The sequence below is a fragment of the Terrabacter sp. Soil811 genome (genome assembly GCF_001429655.1).
In the GTDB taxonomy this organism is placed as follows: Bacteria; Actinomycetota; Actinomycetes; order Actinomycetales; family Dermatophilaceae; genus Terrabacter.
Genome location: NZ_LMSX01000010.1, coordinates 205,246 through 225,829, shown reverse-complemented (window position 1 = coordinate 225,829; position 20,584 = coordinate 205,246). Strand labels below are relative to the sequence as shown.

Genomic DNA, 20,584 nt, shown 5'->3' with positions numbered 1-20,584 from the left:
GTGGACCTGCTGCTCAGGGTCGCACCGGAGGTGCGGCTCAGTTCCTCGACGTCCGGACTCCGCGCCCTGCTCGACGACACGGCCGGCACGCGCGTCGGCACCGGCGTCGGCGCCCGCACCGACGTCTCGGCCGTGTCCGATCGCGGCTCCGATGAGACGCTGAGCCTCGCCGAGCTCGAGGTGCGGTCGCGGCAGGCCCAGGAGTCCGGCGACCTCAACGCGCTGCGCTCGATCGAGGAGGCGCTCGTGGGCCTGCACCACGAGAACCACCCACCGCGTCGTCGGCCCGAGCCGCCCGAGACGGCGGCGCTGTCGGCCAAGGAGCGAAGCCTCCTCGAGCGCAAGGCCTTCAACGCTGCGCTGCCCCAGGTGTCGGTCTTCAAGCGGGCCGCCCGCTCCAAGGCCAAGGCGATCGCCGAGACCGAGGCGGACGGCTTCAGCCGCACCCTCGACGTCGCTCACGCCGTCGTCGCCCAGCACCGCGCTGCCGCGCTCGACGACCAGTGGAACGACCTCGCCGGGCACGACCGCTGCGCCGTCATCGCCGAGCTCGACGCCGACTTCGCCGCGGCGACGTGCGGATGCACGTGCGTCGACGCCGGGTGGGACGCCGAGACCTCGCGCGGCTACGTCACGATCGTGGCCCGCTACCCCTCGCTCGACATCGTCGCCGAGCGCGGCCCCGGCGTCTCGTCGAGCGGACGTCGGATGCTGCGCCGCCGCACCCGCTCCGAGCGCAACGCGCTCTACCTCGGCGGGCTGGCCTCGTTTGCCCTCGCCGCTGCACGGCGGGCGATCAGCATCGCCGTCGCGGCCGACGACATCCACCTCGTCATCGTGCGACCGACCGAGACGGGCGAGGGGCTCGAGCCGATCTACGTCGGCAGCTTGAGCCGGGAGGCGGTCACCCTGCGCCCGGCGCTCGCGGACCCGCTTCCGCTGCTGCTCGGGTCGGCGGAGCGACCGATGCAGTTCGACGGGCCGGCGCACGACCTCATGGCCGTGGCCCCCGACGCCGACGTCATGGAGATCGTGCGCGTGTGCGTCGACGCGCTCGGCGACGAGGCGCTCGACGGTCTGCTCGAGACCGGGCACGCCTGACCCGCGAACTCTGGCCTCTCGACGGGTGAGGACCCGCGAACTCTGGCCTCTCGACGGTTGGGGGGTGGTGGACTGGGTCGGAAGACGGGGGCTGCGCGAGCCGACCACGGCGGGGGCTCCGGCGCTACGCTGCGACAACGGGTGCGCGGACTTCTGGACCATCCCTCCACCGCGGGCCCGTCGATGCGCGATGATGCCCGGCGGGGAGGGCCACGAGGGGTGGCCGAGGGGGGCCGTGCTGTGACCGTGTGTTTCAACCCGCCGCCGGGGTGGCCGACGCCGCCCGCGACGTGGCTGCCGCCTGACGAGTGGCTGCCGGACCCCGAGTGGCCCGAGCCGCCGGCCGACTGGACGTTCTGGTCGGTGACTGCGCGGCAGCCGCGGGCCGGGTCGAGGCGTGCCGGGCGCGGCCGCCTGAGCGGGGTGTCCTTCCCCCTCGCGACCGTCGCCGCACAGTCGACGGTGTCGCTCGCCGCACTCTTTCCCGAGCGGGGTCGCCAGGGTGCGGCGTCGGCATACGGCAGCTCGACGGGGGCAGCCGGAGCGGCGACCAAGGCGGGCCGCGAGTACTACGAACCGCGCGGCTGGGGTGGCGGCTCGAGTGGCGGCGCGGGCTCGTCCGCCGTCGGCGGGTCGGTCCTCAACGGCTCCGTACCCACCGCGCCCGGGCGCCTTCTCGTGCAGGCGGATCCGGCCGTCGCCGACGCCGAGACGGGCCGGGCCGAGGAGGCAGAGAAGGCCGAGAAGGCCGAGAAGGCCGAGGTGACGCCGGGCATCCGGCTCTCACCGATCCTGCGGCTCGTCGCGCACCCCTCCGGGCTGCGCGTGCAGTTCCGGGTCGGTGGTCCGGTGGCGGCGGCGCTCGCCGAGGTCATGACGCCCGCCATCGAGGCGGCCACGCCCGGGCTCACCCCGACCCAGGGAACGTCGTCGGGGCGCGCGGCTCCCGGAGGCCCCGACCGCGGGGGACGAGGAGGGCGGCAGGGCCGGCTGCGTCTGCTCAGGCGCGGCCGGCACGAGGCGAGCGATCTGCCGACGGACACGTCTGCGGGTCGACGTGTCGGCGGACGCCCGGCGGTGCTCTCCGTCCGCGAGCTCGCGGGGCGGGCCCTCACGGCCCGTCGCGAGTCCGACCGCGAGGAGGCGCTCGCGGTCGACCGCGACCTGTGCTCCTTCCACCGTCAGCCGTTCAGCGCGATCCGACCGCCGGTCGTGACGCCACTCGCGCCCCTGACCGCGTCTGAGGTGGCAGCCGTCCGGCAGCAGGTTCTCGCCGCGACCGGGGCGACGGCCAAGGGGCTCTCGCGCTCGGAGAGCACGGAGCTCAAGGCGCTCGCTGCGGAGCGGGCGTCCGTCTTCGTCGACGCGAGCAACGTCGCGCGCCGGGTCCTCGCCGACCGACGGGAGGCGCTCGCGTCGGGCGCGTGGCAGCTCCTCGAGTCCCACGACCCGGCGGCGGTCGTGGCCGTCGTCGACGAGGCGTTGCGCCTGTCGGGCAGCGACGTCACCTGCCTCGACGCCGGGACCGACCCCGTGACGGAACGCGCCTACGTCACCGTCCTCGTGCGCTTCGCGACCATCGGCATCGTCGCCGAGGAGGGCCGCGAGGTCGCCCCGTCGGGGCGCACGTCGTGGCGGGCGCGCACGGCCTGGGAGCGCAACGGGGTGTATGCCGCCGGGCTGGCCGCCGTCGTCCTCGCCGCCGCCAAGCAGGTCGACAGCATCGCGCCGGCGACCGACGACGTGAACGTCGTCGTCGTGCGCCCCACCCGCAACGGCCGCGGCGTCGAGCCGGTCTATGTCGGGCGGCTCGACCGGGAGGACGTGTCGCTGCGCCATCCGGAGGCCGACCCGCTGCCGCTCGTCATCGGCTCGGCGGTGCCACACGGCATACGCGTCCACGGTCCGGAGCGCGAGGTCACCGCGCTCGAGCACGCCGTCGACGTCGACGGGGCGCTGCGCGAGATCGTCGACGCGTGCCGCGCCGCGGACGCGCAGGCCGCGTCGCTCCGCGAGGCGGCCCGGGCGCAGGCCGGCGGCGCCGTGCCTCCTGCCGGCTAGGGGTCCCGCGGGGCGGAGATCGCGCGGGCCAGAGATGTCGCGGGCCGGGGGTTGCGCGGGCTAGAGGTCGCGCCGGACGAGACGCCGCAGGGCGAGGGCCGCGACGGGCCGGTAGCCGACGACGGCGAAGGCCGGCCCGTCGATGACGAGCTCCGTCGTGCAGCCACCCGGTGCGGGCCGGACGACGTGGTCGAGGGTGGCGTGCACGGGGCCGAGGCGCACGTGCCAGCTCCACTCCATCGCCTCGGCGTCGACGGTCAGCACCTCGAACGGGACACGGACCCCGAGCGGGCCGACGACGAGACCGTTGAGCCCGGGGGAGATGCGCGGTGTCGCGGCGATGACCTCCTGGATCTGCGGCGACCACGTCGACCAGAGGTCGAGGTGCTCGTAGCGGGCCCAGGCGACGGCGGGGTCGGCCCCGCCGCTGGCCGTGATCGTCGCGCGCATCGCTCAGCTCTCTCGTCGGTCAGGCATGGTCGCTCCGGTGCCGTCAGGCGCTGTCGGGCCCGTGGCGGGCCCTGGAGCCGGCGCTGGAGCGGGCGCCGGAGCCGGCGCTGGTCCGTCGACGTTGACCGTCGGCGTGCCCGAACCGCAGCGCACGATGACGGCCCGTGACGTGCCGTCGCCCGGGTTGGACTCGCGGTGCACGGCGCCGGCCGGCACGCGGAGGAAGTCGCCGGGGCCGGCCTCGACGACGACCTCGCCGCCCGGACCGGACTCGAGCCGCATCCGACCCGAGACGACGTACAGGGTCGTGTCGTGGTCGCCGTGGTGGTGCCACCCGGAGACGGCGCCGGCCTCGGTGTCGACGGTGCCCGACCACATCGAGTCGGTGTGCAGGGCGACCTGCCGGCTCATCCCCGGCGTCGGGTCGGCCGGGCTGAGGGCGTCACCTGCGACGTGGCTGCACGGCTCGGCGGCGGCGGTCGGCAGGTCGGTGTGCTCGGTCATGCCCCCATCAAACCCCCACGGCTCTAGCCTTGTCGTGTCCTTGTATATGTCCTTGTTCGGGTCCGTCGGCGAGGTGAGGTGACGCATGGCAACCGGACGCTCGGGTCGGGTCGTCGTCGTGGGCGGCAGCATGGCCGGACTGCTCGCGGCGCGGGCGCTCGCCGACCACGCCGAGTCGGTCGTCGTGCTCGAGCGCGAGCACCTGCCCCGGGCCGTCGGCCCGCGCGGCCGCGTGCCGCAGGGGCGGCACCTGCACCTGCTCCTGTCGGCGGGCCTCGACCTGCTCCGCGCCTGGTTCCCCGGCATCGAGGACGAGCTCGAGGGCCACGGAGCCGTACGCGTCGACGGCACCGGCGCGTGGGTGCACCAGGGTGGCGCTTACCGTGCCCGCGGTGACTGGGGCCGACCCGCCATCTCGCAGACGCGCCCCCTGCTCGAGCACGTCGTGCGCGCACGGGTGGCGGCTCTACCCGGCGTCACCGTCGAGGACGGAGTGACCGTCGAGGGCGTCGTCCGGTCCGGGCGTCGCGTCACGGGTGTCGTCGTGGACGGGCAGGAACGGCCGGCTGACCTCGTCGTCGACTGCTCCGGGCGCAGCTCGCGCCTCGCGCACGACCTCGCGGCGTCGCACGTGCTCGACCCACCCGTGACCCATGTCGGGATCGACATCGGCTACGCGTCCTTCACGATGCGCCGGTCGCCGGACGACTTCGAGGGCCATTTCGTCGTGTGCATCGAGAACCCGGGCTCGTTCCGCGCCGGCGCCGTGCTGCCTGTCGAGGGGGACCGGTGGCAGGTGACGCTCGCCGGCGTCCACGGTGACGCTCCGCCGGCGGACGACGACGGCATCGCGGCGTTCGCGGCGAGCCTCCCGACCCCGGCGGTCGGCCAGCTCATCGCCCGGTGCGAGCGACTCTCGGAGGTGTCGACCTACCGCTTCCCGTCGAGCCAGCGACGGCACTACGAGAAGGTCCGCGACCTGCTCCCGGGGCTCGTCATGCTCGGCGATGCGTCGAGCAGCTTCGACCCGATCTACGGGCAGGGCATGACGTCATCGGCGCTCCAGGCAGCGGCGCTGGGCGAGGTCGCGTCGCGGGTGGGCGTCGGTTCGGACGATCTGCCGAAACGCTTCCACCGCAGGGCCGCTCGCATCATCGAGTCCCCGTGGCGGATCGCGGTCGGCGGAGATTTCGGCCACCCCGCGACTGAAGGGCCGCGGCCGCTCGGCACCGCCGAGGTCAACGGCTACCTCCAGCGCGTCATCCGCGCCTCGCACGCCTCGGTGCCCGTCGCGCGAGCCTTCAACCGGGTGCTCCAGCTCGCCGACCCGCCGACCTCGCTCGTCCACCCGGCGCTCGTCCTGAGAGTGCTGCGCGAGTCCCGCCGCTCGCCCGTCGCGACCGGCGCGGCGATCCGCCACCCCCGCATCGGGCCGGCCCAGGTCAGTTGAGTGCAGGTCGCCTGACTCCGGGCGCCCGCCACGCAGTCGCCTCTTCTTTGACAGGGTGGACGCATGAGGACCGACCACTTCATCCGATTCGAGCGCGTCGACTCCGTCGAGGAGACGCCCCGCGGGCTGCTCGCCCGACTGCACGGGGAGCAGCTGCGCATCGACGCGGTGCGCTCCGACGTGGTGCGCATCCAGCTGAGCCGAGGCGGCGTCTTCGACGAGAAGCCGACGTATGCCGTGTGCGTCGACCCGCTCGCTGCTCCGGATGGCGAGGGTGACGTCACATGGCGGGCCGAGCAGGCGGAGGGTGCGTGGCGACTCGTCACCGACGACCTCGTCGTGACGCTCTGGCTCGACCCCTTCCGCGTCGACGTGCACCGCGCCGACGGGTCGGTCGTCATCGAGTCGACGCCGGACTCGGAGGGCCGCTACTGGACCTACGCGACGCTCAACGACGCGTGGACGGCGCGCCGCCGGATCGGGCGCGACGACGCGATCTACGGCCTCGGCGAGAAGGGTGGTCACCACAACCGACGTGGCCGCGACTTCACGATGTGGAACACCGACGTCCTCAACGAGCACGCGACCGCGGAGTTCCGGGCGGGGCTCGACGCGGCCGACCCTCGCGCGGACATGGCGAGCATCGAGTTCGACCCCTACTACGTGACGATCCCGTTCTTCTACCAGCGCGACGCCGCCACCGGTGCCGCCGTCGGCTCGTTCGTCGACAACGGCTACCGCGGCGAGTACGAGTTCAGCCACGACGACGAGTACCGCGTCACCTTCCACGGCGGCCAGTGGACCGAGTACGTCTTCGCCGGCCCGTCGATGGCGAGCATCCTCGAGCGCTACACGTGGCTCACCGGCCGTGCGTCGCTGCCTCCGATCTGGGCGCTCGGCTACCACCACTGCCGCTGGCACGCCTACAAGCAGAAGGACGTCGAGGTCATCGCCAAGCGCTACCGCGACGACGAGTTCCCCTGCGACGCCATCTGGCTCGACATCGACTACATGGACGGCTACCGCGTCTTCACGTGGGACTCGGAGCGCTACCCGGACCCCGCCGGCATGCTCAAGGGCCTGGCCAACCAGGGCTTTCGGGTCATCTCGATCGTCGACCCGGGGGTCAAGCACGACCCCGGCTACGCGGTCTACGACGACGGGCTCGAGCAGGACGTCTTCTGCCGCACCGAGGGCGGTGACACCTACGTCGGCCAGGTCTGGCCGGGCAACACGGTCTTCCCGGACTTCGCGACGCCTGAGGCGCGGTCGTGGTGGGGCGCGCTCAACGCCACGCACGTCGAGTCGGGCCTGGCGGGCATCTGGAACGACATGAACGAGCCCGCGACCGGCGGGATCGCCCCGCAGGCGATGCTCTTCGACAAGGGGCGCGCCAAGCACGAGCGCTTCCACAACCAGTACGCCCTCCTCATGGCCATGGGCACCATCGAGGGACTGCGTGCCGCCCGACCGGAGGCGCGGACCTTCATCCTGTCGCGGGCCGGGTTCGCCGGCATCCAGCGCTACGCCGCGAACTGGATGGGCGACAACCAGGCCCGTTGGGACCACCTGTGGGTCAGCATGCCGATGGCGTGCGGCTTCGGCCTCTCGGGCCAGCCCTTCGTCGGCGCCGACATCGGCGGCTTCCAGGGTGACACGAACCCGGAGCTCTTCCTGCGCTGGATGCAGATGGGCGTGCTGACTCCCTTCTGCCGCAACCACTCCGAGACGAACAACATCGACCAGTACCCGTGGTCGTTCGGCCCCGAGATCCACGACCTCGCCCGCGAGGCCGTGCGGCTGCGCTACCGGCTCATGCCCTACATCTACTCGGCGTTCGTCCGCGCGACGGAGACGGGGGAGCCAGTACAGCGCCCGCTCGTCCTCGACCACCAGTACGACCCGAACGTCGTCGACCTCGACGACGAATACCTCTTCGGCCGCGACCTGCTCGTCGCGCCGGTGACGGAGCAGGGGCAGACCTCGCGCACTGTCTACCTCCCCGAGGGTGACTGGTACGACTGGCACACCGGCGAGCTGCACCCCGGCGGTCAGCGGATCACCGTCGAGACGCCGTTCGAGCGCATCCCGCTCTTCGCCCGGGCCGGCGCCGCGATCCCGATGTGGGCCGAGGCGCCGATGTCGACCGACGGCTACCGCCCCGATTCGGTCGAGCTGCACGTCTTCGACCCGGTCGTCGACGGCCGCTGGGAGTCGGTGCTCGTCGAGGACGACGGGCTGACCGTCGCAGGCGTTGACGATGCGGGGGACGCAGAGCGCCTCACGACGACCGTCGTCGTCGAGCGGGCCGCGGGCGAGGTGACCGTCGCCCACGAGACCGCCGGACCGGGGTATGCCGGTCACGCGCGCACCGGCTTCGACGTCGTGCGCCACAGCTGAGCCGAGCGGGGCGGTGCCGTTGGCTGGGACTGCAGCGAACGGCATACGCCCCCATCGGGTATGCCGTCGGGGCAGTCCGCTCGAGCGCCCATCTGAGCGCCCCTTGAGCGGGTGACCCCCGAACGGAAGACTGACGAGCATGGCTGACACGGCGGAGCGCGAGCAGGGCCAGAAGAGCGAGAGTCTGCTCACCGTCATCATCGCGCTGGCGATGAACGCCCTGATCGCCGTGGCGAAGTCGGTCGTCGCGATCATCACCGGGTCGGCGTCGATGGTCGCCGAGGCCGCCCACTCGTGGGCCGACGCGGGCAACGAGATCTTCCTGCTCATCGCGGAGCGTCGCGCCGGGCAGAAACGCGACACGACACACCCCTTCGGCTACGGGCGCGAGGCGTACGTGTGGTCGATGTTCGCGGCGTTCGGGCTGTTCGGCGCCGGTGCGGTCGTGTCGGTCTGGCACGGCATCTCGGTGCTCGGTCACGAGGAGCCGGAGACGTCGTACACCTGGGCGTACGCCGTGCTCGCCATCGCCTTCGTGCTCGAGAGCGTCTCGTTCGTCCAGGCGACGCGGCAGACGCGGTCCGAGGCGCGAGCCCTCGGCCTGCGGCCGCTGAAGTTCATCGCCAACACGTCGAACCCCACGCTGCGGGCGGTCTTCGCCGAGGACGCCGCAGCGCTCATCGGCCTGCTCATCGCGGGGCTCGGGATCTTCCTGCACCAGGTCACGGGCAACGCCGTCTGGGACGCGCTCGGGTCGATCCTCGTCGGCCTGCTGCTCGGCGTCGTCGCGATCTTCCTCATCAGCCGCAACCGTGACTACCTCGTCGGGCAGGCCGTGCGGCCGGAGCTGTGGGCGCGGGCGTTCGACGCCCTGCACGACAGCCCTGAAGTCGAGCGGATCACCTTCCTGCACCTCGAGTTCGTCGGGCCGGGTCGCGTCTTCCTCGTCGCCGCCGTCGACCTCACGGGTGACGACACCGAGTCCCAGGTGGCCGACCGTCTCGCGGCGCTCGGTCACGAGGTCGAGAAGCACGAGCTCGTCGAGCTCGCGATGATCACGCTGTCGCGGACGGACGCGCCGAGCCTCGAGCGCCCGACGGTCTCCTGACCTCGACCGCGGAGCCGACGCGGTCGGGCCGACCGATGTCGGTATGGCCGCCGCAGAGGCCTTGTCGTCTCATCAACCCCTAGGTAGAGTACGACTATGGCTCCGCGCATGACCATCGCCACCCGGTTGGTCCTCGGCGTCCTGATGAGCGACTTCGGGGCGGAGTGGTACGGCTCGCAGATCGGCAAGGTCGCGGGTCTGCCGAGCGGGACGGTCCACCCGATCCTGGCGCGCCTCGAGCGCGTGGGTTGGCTGGAGTCCTCCTGGGAGGACATCGACCCCAGCAGGGAGGGACGGCCGGCACGCAGGTACTACCGCCTGACGGAGTCCGGTGGCAGGCAGGCGCAGCAGGCCCTGACATCTGCGCGTCGACCGCAGTCCGGTTTTGCCGTGATGCCCAAGGAGGGGTTGTCATGAGAAGGAAGCAGCAGCGGGGATCGATCCGGTTTGCCGTGGCGGCGATGGAGCGCGCGACCAACGGCCTGCCCTCCGAGGCGCGCAACCGCTACCACGACGAGCTGGTCGCCGAGATGCACGAGCTCGGACGCGTCGCCGCCTGGCGCTACGCGGTCGGGGTCGCCGCCTCGGCATCGTCGATGCACGCGGCCCTGACCGACGGCGGCCCGCAGCCTGAGCCGGCGCCCCACCGCGTGCTCGGGTGTCGCACCAACACGCACCACGTGTGGAGGACCACCCACACCACCGACGGCCAGCTGTACCGCGCCTGCGCCCGGTGCGGCAAGGAGTACGTGAGCACGGGCACCTCCTGGTTCATCGGCAGCGCCTGAGCGACAAGGCTCGTGGGGCACGCGCCGGTGACTCCGCCCAGGTGGGCGGGTCGCGGGAGCGATAGGGCTCATGGGGCACGCGCCAGCCACCCCGCCGGGGTCGGCGGGGTGTGGGGCGTGGTCGTCAGGTGTCCCAGGTGACGCCGGTGGCGGTCACCGTCGCGGTGAGGTCGCGGTCGTGGACCTCCGTGTGGTGCTTCGGGCAGAGCAGGGCCCCGTTGTCGACGGAGGTGCAGCCCCCGTGTCGCCAGTGCACGACGTGGTGGGCGTCGCACCAGGTGGCGGGCACCGTGCACCCGTCGAAGCTGCAGCCCTGGTCGCGGGCGATGAGCGCGAGGCGCTGGCCGCGGGTGAAGAGGCGCTGGCTGCGACCGACGTCGAGCGGCTCGCCCTCGCGGCCGAGCACCATGGGGATGATCTCGGCGTCGCAGGCCATCCGGCGGACGACGCCCGGCGACAGGACGTCGCCGGTGAGGGTCGTGCCCGTGCCGCGGACGTCGTCGACGAGGGTCTCGAGGTCGATGAGGACGACGACCTTGGCCTTGTCGGTGGTCGGGACGCCGTCGGCCGACGCGACCCCGCGCTGCACCATCGTCAGCAGGGCGTCCATCCGGCGTCGCGCGGGAGTGCGGTCGTCGGGCGTGACCGTGCGGCCGTGCTCGTCCTTCTCGGGGCAGGGGATCGAGAGCGGGTCGATCGCGGCCTTGAGCACGGCTGCGCCCTCGGGGTCGAGCACGCCGCGCAGACCCACCATGCCGGTGGCGTTGGGCGGGGTGAACCACAGGCCACGCGCCGCGCGGCGGCCGCGGTCGAGCCGGTCCTCGTCGCCGGGCGGCCGAACCTGCTCGGTGTGGTGCCGGACCAGACGGGCGAGCTCCTCGGGTCGGAGCCGCGGCGCCTGCTCGGTGAGGTTGGCCAGCGCAGTCACGAGGTCGTCGGGGTCGGCGACCGGGGTCGTGCGCGCATCGAAGTCGACGATCTGTGCGGCGTTGCCGACCGTGACCTGCTGGGTGGCGACGAGCAGCCGCAACCTCGCCCACCGGGCGTCGGCCAGCGCGGTGCCGACGGTCACGAACGCCTTGGCCTGACCGGCGGTCAGTGACGGGTCGTGGCTGCGCAGCCAGTCGGTGCGCGACAGGCCGTCCGGTGCTTCTATGCCGCGTGACACGAGCTCGGAGACGATGGTGACGAGCGTGACTTCGTGGGTGCGCCGCTGCCGGGCCACGCGCTCGGCGGCCGCGGTCAGCTCAGCCTCGGCATGGCGGGTCAGGCCCAGCCCGGCGCTCGCCTCGGCGACGATGGCCTCGTCGATGCTCGCCGAGGCTTCGGCGCGAGCGGAGGTCGACTCGACCCACGCCGGGTCGTCGACCATCTGCTCGTAGCCGGCGGCGTCGAGCCACGTTGGGTGCCGCAGGTCCAGCTGATCGAGCGAGTCCGCCTGGAGGGGCGCAAGGCCCGTCCAAGGACCCGCGACACGGGGCTGCGGACGAGCTCCAGGTGCCACTCCGTGCGCCCGCCTGCCCACCCGATTCGGCCGCCCGTCGGGCTCGGGCTGCCGGGATGCAACCCGGCCTGCGAAGCGCTCCCAGAACCCGCCCTCGGCTGCGCCACCCGTGGCGCGCTGTCGCGCCTCGAGGTCGGTGAGCCGGCTCCTCAGGAGCTCGAGCATCGTGGGTTCCCCTGCCATGTAAAGACTCTAGACGCGACCACTGACAGTGCTCTGGCCCGCGGAGCCGGCCCGGAAGCGGCCCGGAGCCGGCCAGGAAACGGCGCCCCAAGGGCGCCCCAAGCCCCCTGATGCGCCGGCCCAACCACAGTCCTCACCCAGTCGCCTCCTGCCCACGGCCCGTCAACATCCAGTCTCTGCCCCGCGCGCGCCGAGCCACGAGGCGACCCGCGCCCGGTTCGCGTGCGCTCAGGATGACGAGCGGTCGAGCGGGCGGATCGAGCCGCGCACCTGGACGGGCATCTCGACGAGGTGCTCCCCACCCGGCTCGTCGGTGCCGAGGACGAGCTCCATCGCCTTGCGGCCCATCTCCTCGTAGGGCAGCTTCGCCGTCGTCAGTGCGGGCCGCAGGTACGACGCGATCTCGTCGTCGTCGAAGGAGGCGATCGACACGTCGTCGGGCACGCGGAGCCCGCGCTCGCCCAGCGCCTGGTAGGCGCCGAACGCCACGCGGTCGTTGAGGCAGAGCAGCGCGGTGACCGGGGCGCCGGACTCGAGCACCTGCTTGGTCCCGGCGTAGCCGTTCCACGGCTCCCAGGAGCCGACGTCGACGATGGCGACGGGTGTCGCGCCGGCCTCGGTCAGCGCCTCGTCGATGCCGGCGAAGCGCGCGCCGATCGTCACCGAGGAGCGTTTGTCGGCAGGGGCGCTCGGGGCGCTACCGATGATGCCGATGCCCTCGCCGTGGCCCTGCTCGAGGAGCAGGCGCATCATGGCCCGACCGGCCTCGTGCTCGGCGGGCAGCACGGACGCGTAGGTGCCGTCGGCGGCGTTGCTCGCGCTGTTGGCGGTGACGACGTGCATCGACTCGGGCAGCGGTGGCAGGTCGAGGAGGCGAGCGGCCATCGACCCGAACACGATGCCGTCGACCTGGCGGTCGATCATGAACTCGAGGGCCTTGGCGAGCTGCTTGGGGTGGTTGCCGGTCTCGGCGATGAGGACGCCGTGATCACGCTCGTCGGCGACGTCGAGCAGGCCTCGGATCATCGCGGAGGCGAAGCGGGTGATCGTCACCTCGTCGGAGATGAAGCCGATGGTGCCGGTCGTGCCGAGGCGCAGGGATCGGGCGGCGGGGTTGGGCCGGTAGTTCAGCTCGCGTGCCGCCTCGTGGATGCGGGCCACAGCGTCGGCGGACAGGCGAGAGCCGGGGCGGTCGTTGAGCACGAGGCTGACCGCCGTCTTGGACATCCCGGCCAGGGCGGCGACGTCGGCAAGCGTCGGTCGCTTGGTCACCTGCCACCCCCGTCGGTTCGTCGCATCGTCACATGGTCACATCGTCCGCCAGATCGCGTATGCCGGGTGCTCCCTCCCAGGGCACCCGCGGACAGCGTACCCCACGGTAAGGACGTCGACACGGCATACCTGCTGGTGAAAAGGTTTTAGCAAACTCTTGTGGAAGGTTGGACAGAGCCGCTACCTTCGGGGCTGAAAGGTTTTAGCACTGACGCTGACCTTCCCACCACGGAGGACCCGATGAAGCTCACCCCCACCACCAAGCGCGTCGCCGTCGGCCTGCTCGCCGCGGCGCTGCCCCTCTCCATGGCCGCCTGCACCAAGGGCGGCAGCTCCAGCTCCGGCGGCGCCGGGGGCGAGCTGACGATGTGGACGCACAATGCCGGCAACAAGGCCGAGCTCGCGGCCATCACGGCGATCGTCAACGACTACAACAAGAGCCAGGGCAAGTACAAGGTCAAGATCCAGGCCTTCCCGCAGGACAGCTACAACCAGTCAGTCGTCGCGGCGGCGGCCAGCAAGAAGCTCCCGTGCATCCTCGACATCGACGGCCCCAACGTGCCGAACTGGGCGTGGGCCGGCTACCTCGCGCCGCTCGACGGGCTCGACGCCACGCTCTCGAAGTACCTGCCGACGGTGCTCGGCAAGTGGGACAACAAGACGTACTCCTACGGCTACTACGACGTCGCGCTCGTCATGGTCACCCGCAAGACGATCCTCGACAAGTACGGCATCCGCGTCCCGACCGCCGACTCCCCGTGGACGAAGGACGAGTTCAACGCCGCGCTCAAGAAGATCAAGGCGTCCGGCGACTTCCAGAACCCGCTCGACATCGCGACGAGCTTCACCGGCGAGTGGTGGCCCTACGCGTACTCCCCGATGCTGCAGAGCTTCGGCGGCGACCTCATCAACCGCGACGGCTACAAGACCGCGGAGGGGTCGCTCAACGGGCCCAAGGCCGTCGAGTGGGCGACGTGGTTCCGCAGCCTCGTCACCGACGGGCTCGTGCCGCTCAAGTCCGGCGCCGACCCGGCCAAGGACTTCATCAACGGCAAGTCCGCGATCCTCTACAACGGCACGTGGACGGCCGTCGACACCCGCAAGGCCTTCGGCAAGGACACCCTCTTCCTCCCGCCGCCGGACCTCGGCACCGGCCCGAAGATCGGTGGCGGCTCGTGGCAGTGGGGCATCTCGCAGAACTGCTCCGACCAGGCCGGCGCGCTCGACTACATGAAGTTCGCGGCGCAGGACAAGTACGTGGCCTCGGTGGCTCGCGACACGAACAACATCCCGGCGACGGACGCTGCGGCGGCCCAGGTCAAGGGCTACGAGAAGGGCGGGGAGAACGAGATCTTCCTCGACTACGCGAAGAAGTTCGCCGTCCTGCGCCCCGTGACCCCCGGCTACCCGTTCATCGCGACGGAGTTCACGAAGACCGCGCAGGACATCCTCAACGGTGCCGACCCCAAGCAGGCGCTCGACCAGGCGGTCAAGAACATCGACGCCAACCAGAAGTCCAACGGCTACTTCCAGTGAGTGACTGACATGTCCACCATCACCGCTGCCGAGAACGCGTCGGCGACCACGCTTCGGGAGCGCAAGCCGGCCAAGGGCTCTCGCTCATCGACCACGACGGCACTGCTCATGCTGCTGCCGGCGGCGGTCCTGCTCATCACCTTCCTGCTCATCCCGATCGGGCTGACGTTCGGGCTGGCGTTCACCAACGCCCGGCTCATCTCGCCCCGGCCGGCCGAGTTCATCGGCACCGACAACTTCGTCCGCCTCTTCCAGGACGAGACGTTCTGGAAGTCGCTGCGCAACACGATCGTCTTCGCCGTGGTCATCGTGCCGCTGCAGTCGGCGTGCGCGCTCGGGCTGGCGCTGCTCGTCAACGTCAAGATGCGCGGGGTCAACTTCTTTCGGACCGTCTACTTCCTGCCGGTCGTCACCTCGATGGTCGTCGTGTCGATGCTGTGGCTGTTCATGTACCAGAAGAACGGGCTCATCAACGAGGTGCTGCTCAAGTTCGGGATCGTCGGGCCGGACTGGCTCGGCGACCCGAAGACGGCGCTGCTCGCGATCATCCTCATGTCGGCGTGGCAGGCGATGGGCTTCCACATGGTCATCTGGCTCTCCGGGCTGCAGACCATCCCCGCCGACCTCTACGAGGCGGCCGATCTCGACGGGGCCGACACGTGGCAGAAGTTCCGCTACGTCACGTGGCCGGGGCTGCGCGCGACCCGCACGTTCATCCTCATCACGATCACGATCTCGGCGTTCGCGCTCTTCACCCAGGTCAACATCATGACCCAGGGCGGACCGCTCGACTCGACGTCGACGTTGGTGCTCATGGCGGTGCGCACCGGCTTCCAGCAGCAGCAGACCGGCTACGCCTCGGCGATCTCGCTCGCCTTCTTCGTGCTCGTGCTCGCCGTCACGCTGCTCAACCGCTACGTCACCCGAGACAAGGACGTCGTCCGATGAGCGCCACCGTCACCACCGGCACCGAGGGCCTGGCCCACGTCGCCGAGACCGCCGTCCCCGAGCAGCACCGTGGTGGCGACCGGCCCCACCCGGCCCGGCACGCCCTCGGCCTCCTGCTGCGGATCGTGCTGTGCCTCGTCTTCGGTCTGCCGCTGGTCTTCATGGTCGTGTCGAGCTTCAAGCCCGACCTGCAGATCTTCGACGACCTCGGCAGCTTCAAGGCCTTCCTGCCGACCGGGGACATCTCGACGGCGAACTACACCGGCGTCTTCGGGCGAGTGCCCTTCGCGCAGTTCATGATGAACTCGGTCGTCATCACGGTCGTCACCGTGGTGCTCGGGATCGTCGTCAACTCGATGGCGGCCTTCGCCCTGTCGCGCATCGGCTTCCGTGGAGCGGGAGCGGTGCTCGGGATCATCCTCGCGACGCTCATCGTGCCCTTCGAGACGCTGGCGCTGCCGCTGCTGTGGTGGTCGAACCAGCTTCCCTTCCTCGGGCCCGACGGCATCTCGCAGGGCTGGCTCGACACCTATCAGGTGCAGATCATCCCGTTCATCGCCAACGCCTTCTCGATCTTCCTCTTCTACCAGTACTTCGACAGCATCCCGAAGGAGCTGGACGAGGCGGCGAAGGTCGACGGCGCGGGGTGGTTCCGCATCTACCGGAGCATCGTCATGCCGCTGTCGGGGCCGGCGATCGCGACGGTCGCGATCCTCACCTTCCTGCCGATGTGGAACCAGTACCTCTGGCCGCTCATGGCGGTGCAGACCGAGGAACTGCGGCCGGTCATGGTCGGCATCGACTACTTCAAGCAGCTCAACACCTCGTGGGGTCAGATCATGGCGTACGCCACGATGATCACCGCGCCGGTGCTCGTGCTGTTCGTGGCCTTCCAGCGCTCGTTCATCAACTCCATCGCCAGCTCCGGCGTGAAAGGCTGAATCGTGTTTCGTCTCCCCGAGGCGTGGGTGTGGGACTTCTGGCTCGTCGACGACGGCTCGGACTATCACCTGTTCTTCCTCTACGCGTCGCGGGCGCTGCGCGACCCGCACGCCCGCCACTACCGGGCGTCGATCGGGCACGCGGTGTCGTCTGACCTGGTCCACTGGGAGCGGGTGGTGGATGCGCTCGTGCGCTCGGACGCGCCGGCCTTTGACGAGCTCGCGACGTGGACCGGGTCGGTCGTGCGGCACCCGGACGGGCGGTGGTTCATGTTCTACACCGGGGCCCGGCTCAACGAGCACGGCGCGAACGTGCAGTCGATCGGGTATGCCGTCTCCTCTGACCTCTACACTTGGGACAAGGCGCCCGGGCCGGTGCTCGAGGCGGACGGTCACTGGTACGAGAAGTACGCGCCGCCGCCCGAGGGGAACTGGCACGACGAGGCGTTCCGCGACCCGTGGGTGGTGGCTGATCCGGACGGCGACGGGTGGCACATGCTGATCACGGCGCGGTCTGCTGTGGGTCCTGCCTCCGATCCTTCGGATCGGGTGGATCGCGGGGTCGTCGGGCACGCGTGGTCGGCGGACCTGGAGACGTGGGAGCTGCGGTCGCCGTTGTCGGAGCCTGGTGCTGGCTTCGGGCAGCTCGAGGTGTTCCAAACGCACGTCGTCGACGGGAAGCAGGTGCTGCTCTTCAACTGCTCGGTCGGGGACATGCCCGAGGCGGCGCGCGCGGCCGGCATCACGGGTGGCGTGTGGATCGCGTCGGCCGAGTCGGTGCTGGGGCCCTATGACCTGGCCGGTGCTCAGGAGATCGACGACCCGACCCTCTACGTCGGCAAGTTCATCGACGACCGCGAGACGGGCGAGACCAAGTTCCTCGCCTTCCGCAACGAGACCGGTGGCCAGTTCATCGGCGAAATCACGGACCCGTATCTCGTGCACTGGGACGACGACCGCCTGGCCCTAATCTCTGACGATATGGTCGCCGCTCCTCTTCGCCTTTGATCAGGGGAGCGACGGGAGCTTGTCGACGGGTGGGGCCCAGCCGTCCGATCGTCGAGGGACGCGGGAACCCTTAGGACGCCTCTTCCTGACCGCACCACTTGCGGTGACTCGGGTCGGCGCCCGACAGTCCCAGGCAGCCCCCCCGAGAAATCGACGAAACCGCAGGTCAGAGGGGCTCTGACCTGCGGTTTCGGGTGGTGGCCAGGGGCGGGGTCGAACCGCCGACCTTCCGATTTCAGGTGTCGGCGGCCATCTTGGCAAGGGTCTTCGACGTCGGCCTGACCCGGGTTTGCCGGCGTAGCCAGTCCGGCGGTGGATCTCTGACTCCGGTCCCGTTGATGTCAGGGCTGATGTCACCGGAGTCTCGCGCCACATCTCCCCGGCACCCTGATAGCGGCCAGCGCCGGGGTCCGGACGATTTGGCTGCAGGTGTCGGACTTCGCCGTGCCCGAGTTGAGTCGTGCGTGGGCCCGGGCGAGGACGGCGCGCCAGCGCCGCCCGCAGCTGGGCCCCTGCGTCGGCGAAGCCGGCACCTTGACGGAGAAAAGACCTTCCTCACCGTGGGCTCCGCTCGCTCTGTCCTGTCTCGGGTGATGCTTCTCAGTCGTCTAGCGGCTGATGTTTCACAGTGGAGGCGATTCGGCGCTGTGGCTCGACGACGTTCCTCGGGCGTCGTCGACTTCACGAAGTTCAGGCGGACTCAGCGCCGAACGCGTCCCGGTTCGGCATGCCCCGCGACGTTGACGGTGTACGTGCAGACAGGAACCACACCCGATGACAGTGGCGCCAACGGGCTCGCGTCGGTGCCCTCGAGCTGCGCCTTGACGCCGTTCGCCCAGACGTAAGCGGGCACGAGGTCCCCCGTCACTAGTGGATCTGGGAGGGCCAGCGTGATTCCGCTTTGCTGCGGGTGCCGAGGTCGTTCATAACCTTCAGCGGGCGCACGAGCGCGCCATCGGGTGTGACGCCGTTGGCAATCTCATCGAGGAGGCTCAGTTGGGGGAGGTCCGTCGACCTGTCAACGTCGTCGGGCAGGTCGTTGCTGTCTGGGGCATCCCCTGTCCATCTGCCATGAACGCAACGTAGATTCCACAGCCGACGCGAGACGGCCCCTTGATCAGGCCGGCGAGACCGGATCGCCTATGGGTTACGCGCCGCTGCCCCTCCGCGTAACGCCTGCCTGATCGAGCGCTCGCCGTGTTGCGGACTGGGACCGCCCGGTCAGCTCGGCCAGTTCGCGGAGCGACCTGCCAGCCGCGTACTACTCGGTGCAGAACTCGAGCAACCGCGCACGTTGCTCCTGCGTCTGCCGCGGAGACGCCGTGCCGACGAACTGAGGGAGAACGTCCAGGATCGGACGGCCGGGATAGGGCATGTCGTGACCGTACTCAACGGCGCAAGGCGGCGCCCGTGCCGATGCTGACCCTGTCCGTAGGTCCTGGTAACCTGGGGCCTCTGCCTAGGAGTGTGAGGGTTGTTCATGATTCCCGTTGTCGACGTCTTCGCCGGCCCCGGCGGTCTCAACGAGGGCTTTGCGCATCTACGGCGCGACGACAAGGCCGTGTTTGAGGTCGTTTCATCTTTCGAAATGGAGCCGAACGCCGTGGAGACCCTCGTAATGAGGGAGGCGGTGCGTGAGGTCTCGCGACGTGACGGCGGCGGACTGTACGCCCCGTACAAGGCCATGCTCGCCGGCCGCCTTCAGCTAGGGCAACTGCTTGATGATGACGTCTTTGCCGCAGCCGTGGCCCGTGCAAGGCAACACGTGCACCGGGTGGAACTAGGTCCGGGCAACCGCGCCGCAGTCGCAGACCGAATCGAAAGTGCGACGGCACACGCCAAGGAGTGGGTGTTGATCGGTGGCCCGCCGTGTCAGGCGTACTCACTCGTCGGGCGCGCTAGGAGGACGAACGATCAAAGCTTCGCGCAGGACAAGAAGCACTTCCTGTACCGCGAGTACCTCGACATTCTCAAACGCTTCAAGCCCTCCGTATTTGTCATGGAGAACGTCAAGGGGCTTTTGTCCGCCGGCCACGGGGGTCGAAGCATGATTGATCGCATCCTTGATGACCTTGGTTTGGATGGGACCTACGAAGTTCGCAGCTTGGTTGTCCAAGGCCGTGATCTCGCGCCACGTGACTTCGTAATCCGAGCCGAGGCATACGGGGTACCCCAGCGGCGTCACAGAGTGATTCTTCTGGGTGTCCGAGCCGACTTGGGGGCGGTGCCTGCGACGTCTCTGCGACTTAGTGAGACCCCCGTAACGGTTCATGATGCGATCGGCGACCTCCCTCACCGGCGCTCGCGCGTCTCGCGCACCAAGGATTCTGACATTGCATGGATAAGGGCGCGAGAGTTGGCTCGGCACTTGGCCGTGCGTGACTTGGGTGAGGCGTGCCGTAGAGAACCAGTTCGTGCGGGCAATCCAGAGTTGGAGAACTGGCTCAAGGGGCGGGGGGCGCCGATCTCTCAACACGATGCCCGTTCTCACATGGAACTTGACCTGGCGCGTTATGCCTTCCTCGCTACATTGGCGGAGCACGGGATTGCCCCCAAGGTCGCGGATCTTCCTGTCGAATTGAAGCCGCACCACAAAAACATTGATGTGGCGGGGACGCCCTTCATCGATCGCTTCAAGGTCCAGAGGTGGTCCCTCCCCAGTAGTACCGTCGCCTCGCACATAAGCAAGGATGGGCACTACTACATTCATCCTGACCCGGACCAGATGCGTAGTTTGACAGTGCGTGAAGCCGCTAGGCTGCAGACGTTCCCGGATGACTATTGGTTCTATGGGACTCGGACTATGCAGTTTCATCAAGTGGGAAATGCAGTGCCTCCGCTGTTGGCCCACAAGATAGCTGACAAGGTCGCCGAGCTTCTTGGGCAATGAGCGGCCGCCGGCCAAGGATCCGGATGTTCGCGCCCGATTCGCCTCACAGCGTCGACGCGACACGGCACCCGAGGTTGCGCTGAGGCGAGCCCTTCATGGGATGGGTATGAGGTTCAGGGTGGAGTTTCCTGTGCCAGGAATGCGCCGACGAACGATCGACATCGCCTTCACGCGTGCCAAGATCGCCGTGTTCGTCGATGGGTGCTTCTGGCATGGTTGCCCTTTGCACGGCGTGGCACCGAAGAACAACGCCGAGTGGTGGTTGAGGAAGATTGCCGCGAATCGAGCCAGGGACGAGGACACCAGCCGCAACCTCGAGGCACAGGGCTGGACCGTCCTGCGCTTTTGGGAACATGAGGAGGTGTCTGTCTCAGCTCTCGCGGTTCGGCGCGCTCTAGTAGGCGGAACGCGGGGCAACGACGGCCGTCATCGATAGGGTG

17 protein-coding genes and 1 pseudogene are annotated in these 20,584 nt (G+C 69.9%); 13 read left to right on the top strand and 5 right to left on the bottom strand.

Annotation, left to right across the window (positions count from 1 at the left end):
• A complete protein-coding gene (locus ASH01_RS18335; protein ID WP_056779325.1) occupies window positions 1–1,101 on the top strand; it encodes a hypothetical protein in 1,101 nt (366 codons plus the stop codon).
• Window positions 1,102–1,347: 246 nt separating this feature from the next.
• Window positions 1,348–3,162 (top strand): hypothetical protein, encoded by a 1,815-nt coding sequence (locus tag ASH01_RS18330; protein WP_162263898.1) that lies wholly within the window; start codon window positions 1,348–1,350, stop codon window positions 3,160–3,162.
• 60 nt (window positions 3,163–3,222) lie between these two features.
• On the opposite strand, the gene ASH01_RS18325 is transcribed toward ASH01_RS18330, so the two are convergent.
• Both ASH01_RS18325 and ASH01_RS18320 read right to left on the bottom strand, forming a co-directional pair.
• Entirely contained in the window at window positions 3,223–3,612 is a 390-nt protein-coding gene (locus ASH01_RS18325) for an SRPBCC family protein (protein WP_056779319.1), read from the bottom strand.
• 3 nt (window positions 3,613–3,615) lie between these two features.
• Window positions 3,616–4,116: a cupin domain-containing protein gene (locus tag ASH01_RS18320; protein ID WP_235509661.1), complete on the bottom strand. Its 501-nt coding sequence runs from the start codon at window positions 4,114–4,116 to the stop codon at window positions 3,616–3,618.
• An 85-nt stretch (window positions 4,117–4,201) separates the two neighbouring features.
• Between ASH01_RS18320 and ASH01_RS18315 the strand changes: the two genes are divergently transcribed.
• From ASH01_RS18315 to ASH01_RS18295, 5 genes are all read left to right on the top strand, one after another.
• Complete coding sequence (locus ASH01_RS18315) at window positions 4,202–5,566, top strand: NAD(P)/FAD-dependent oxidoreductase (RefSeq protein ID WP_056779317.1); 1,365 nt, start codon at window positions 4,202–4,204, stop codon at window positions 5,564–5,566.
• 63 nt (window positions 5,567–5,629) lie between these two features.
• Window positions 5,630–7,966: a glycoside hydrolase family 31 protein gene (locus ASH01_RS18310; RefSeq protein ID WP_056779314.1), complete on the top strand. Its 2,337-nt coding sequence runs from the start codon at window positions 5,630–5,632 to the stop codon at window positions 7,964–7,966.
• A gap of 139 nt (window positions 7,967–8,105) precedes the next feature.
• Window positions 8,106–9,074, top strand: a complete 969-nt coding sequence (locus ASH01_RS18305; RefSeq protein ID WP_056779313.1) for a cation diffusion facilitator family transporter — start codon at window positions 8,106–8,108, stop codon at window positions 9,072–9,074.
• 96 nt (window positions 9,075–9,170) lie between these two features.
• Window positions 9,171–9,491 (top strand): PadR family transcriptional regulator, encoded by a 321-nt coding sequence (locus ASH01_RS18300; protein ID WP_235509660.1) that lies wholly within the window; start codon window positions 9,171–9,173, stop codon window positions 9,489–9,491.
• On the top strand, window positions 9,488–9,862 hold the full coding sequence (locus tag ASH01_RS18295) for a hypothetical protein (RefSeq protein WP_235509659.1): 375 nt from the start codon (window positions 9,488–9,490) through the stop codon (window positions 9,860–9,862). The genes ASH01_RS18300 and ASH01_RS18295 overlap by 4 nt, the downstream gene beginning before the upstream one ends.
• A 124-nt stretch (window positions 9,863–9,986) precedes the next feature.
• Here the strand turns inward: ASH01_RS18295 and ASH01_RS18290 are convergent, their stop codons facing one another.
• Both ASH01_RS18290 and ASH01_RS18285 read right to left on the bottom strand, forming a co-directional pair.
• A complete protein-coding gene (locus ASH01_RS18290; RefSeq protein WP_056779305.1) occupies window positions 9,987–11,549 on the bottom strand; it encodes an HNH endonuclease signature motif containing protein in 1,563 nt (520 codons plus the stop codon).
• Window positions 11,550–11,777: 228 nt separating this feature from the next.
• Complete coding sequence (locus ASH01_RS18285; RefSeq protein WP_082619975.1) at window positions 11,778–12,821, bottom strand: LacI family DNA-binding transcriptional regulator; 1,044 nt, start codon at window positions 12,819–12,821, stop codon at window positions 11,778–11,780.
• 240 nt (window positions 12,822–13,061) lie between these two features.
• Between ASH01_RS18285 and ASH01_RS18280 the strand changes: the two genes are divergently transcribed.
• From ASH01_RS18280 to ASH01_RS18265, 4 genes are read left to right on the top strand one after another with little or no spacing between them, the layout of a single operon-like run.
• A complete protein-coding gene (locus ASH01_RS18280) occupies window positions 13,062–14,357 on the top strand; it encodes an ABC transporter substrate-binding protein (protein WP_056779302.1) in 1,296 nt (431 codons plus the stop codon).
• 9 nt (window positions 14,358–14,366) lie between these two features.
• The gene (locus tag ASH01_RS18275) at window positions 14,367–15,305 is read left to right on the top strand and encodes a carbohydrate ABC transporter permease (RefSeq protein ID WP_028785260.1); all 939 of its coding nucleotides are present in this window, start codon (window positions 14,367–14,369) and stop codon (window positions 15,303–15,305) included.
• Window positions 15,302–16,246 (top strand): carbohydrate ABC transporter permease, encoded by a 945-nt coding sequence (locus tag ASH01_RS18270; protein ID WP_156415657.1) that lies wholly within the window; start codon window positions 15,302–15,304, stop codon window positions 16,244–16,246. The genes ASH01_RS18275 and ASH01_RS18270 overlap by 4 nt, the downstream gene beginning before the upstream one ends.
• A gap of 3 nt (window positions 16,247–16,249) precedes the next feature.
• A complete protein-coding gene (locus tag ASH01_RS18265) occupies window positions 16,250–17,254 on the top strand; it encodes a glycoside hydrolase family 68 protein (RefSeq protein WP_056779296.1) in 1,005 nt (334 codons plus the stop codon).
• A 1,147-nt stretch (window positions 17,255–18,401) separates the two neighbouring features.
• Here ASH01_RS18265 and ASH01_RS24075 read toward each other — a convergent pair.
• Window positions 18,402–18,503: pseudogene (locus ASH01_RS24075) on the bottom strand (hypothetical protein); the annotation flags it as partial.
• 231 nt (window positions 18,504–18,734) lie between these two features.
• On the opposite strand from ASH01_RS24075, the gene ASH01_RS18260 reads away from it, so the two are divergent.
• Window positions 18,735–20,144, top strand: coding sequence for a DNA cytosine methyltransferase (locus ASH01_RS18260; RefSeq protein ID WP_056779295.1), 1,410 nt, complete (start codon window positions 18,735–18,737; stop codon window positions 20,142–20,144).
• Complete coding sequence (locus ASH01_RS22665) at window positions 20,134–20,580, top strand: very short patch repair endonuclease (protein ID WP_082619973.1); 447 nt, start codon at window positions 20,134–20,136, stop codon at window positions 20,578–20,580. Before ASH01_RS18260 ends, ASH01_RS22665 begins: the two co-directional genes overlap by 11 nt.
• Window positions 20,581–20,584 lie beyond the last annotated feature (4 nt).

Coding starts and splice junctions, on each gene's coding strand:
- ASH01_RS18315 (WP_056779317.1), top strand. CDS start 4,202: ATGGCAACCGGACGCTCGGGTCGGGTCGTCGTCGTGGGCGGCAGCATG.
- ASH01_RS18295 (WP_235509659.1), top strand. CDS start 9,488: ATGAGAAGGAAGCAGCAGCGGGGATCGATCCGGTTTGCCGTGGCGGCG.
- ASH01_RS18320 (WP_235509661.1), bottom strand. CDS start 4,116: ATGACCGAGCACACCGACCTGCCGACCGCCGCCGCCGAGCCGTGCAGC.
- ASH01_RS18280 (WP_056779302.1), top strand. CDS start 13,062: ATGAAGCTCACCCCCACCACCAAGCGCGTCGCCGTCGGCCTGCTCGCC.
- ASH01_RS18290 (WP_056779305.1), bottom strand. CDS start 11,549: ATGGCAGGGGAACCCACGATGCTCGAGCTCCTGAGGAGCCGGCTCACC.
- ASH01_RS18275 (WP_028785260.1), top strand. CDS start 14,367: ATGTCCACCATCACCGCTGCCGAGAACGCGTCGGCGACCACGCTTCGG.
- ASH01_RS18300 (WP_235509660.1), top strand. CDS start 9,171: ATGGCTCCGCGCATGACCATCGCCACCCGGTTGGTCCTCGGCGTCCTG.
- ASH01_RS18325 (WP_056779319.1), bottom strand. CDS start 3,612: ATGCGCGCGACGATCACGGCCAGCGGCGGGGCCGACCCCGCCGTCGCC.
- ASH01_RS18270 (WP_156415657.1), top strand. CDS start 15,302: ATGAGCGCCACCGTCACCACCGGCACCGAGGGCCTGGCCCACGTCGCC.
- ASH01_RS18310 (WP_056779314.1), top strand. CDS start 5,630: ATGAGGACCGACCACTTCATCCGATTCGAGCGCGTCGACTCCGTCGAG.
- ASH01_RS18305 (WP_056779313.1), top strand. CDS start 8,106: ATGGCTGACACGGCGGAGCGCGAGCAGGGCCAGAAGAGCGAGAGTCTG.
- ASH01_RS18260 (WP_056779295.1), top strand. CDS start 18,735: ATGATTCCCGTTGTCGACGTCTTCGCCGGCCCCGGCGGTCTCAACGAG.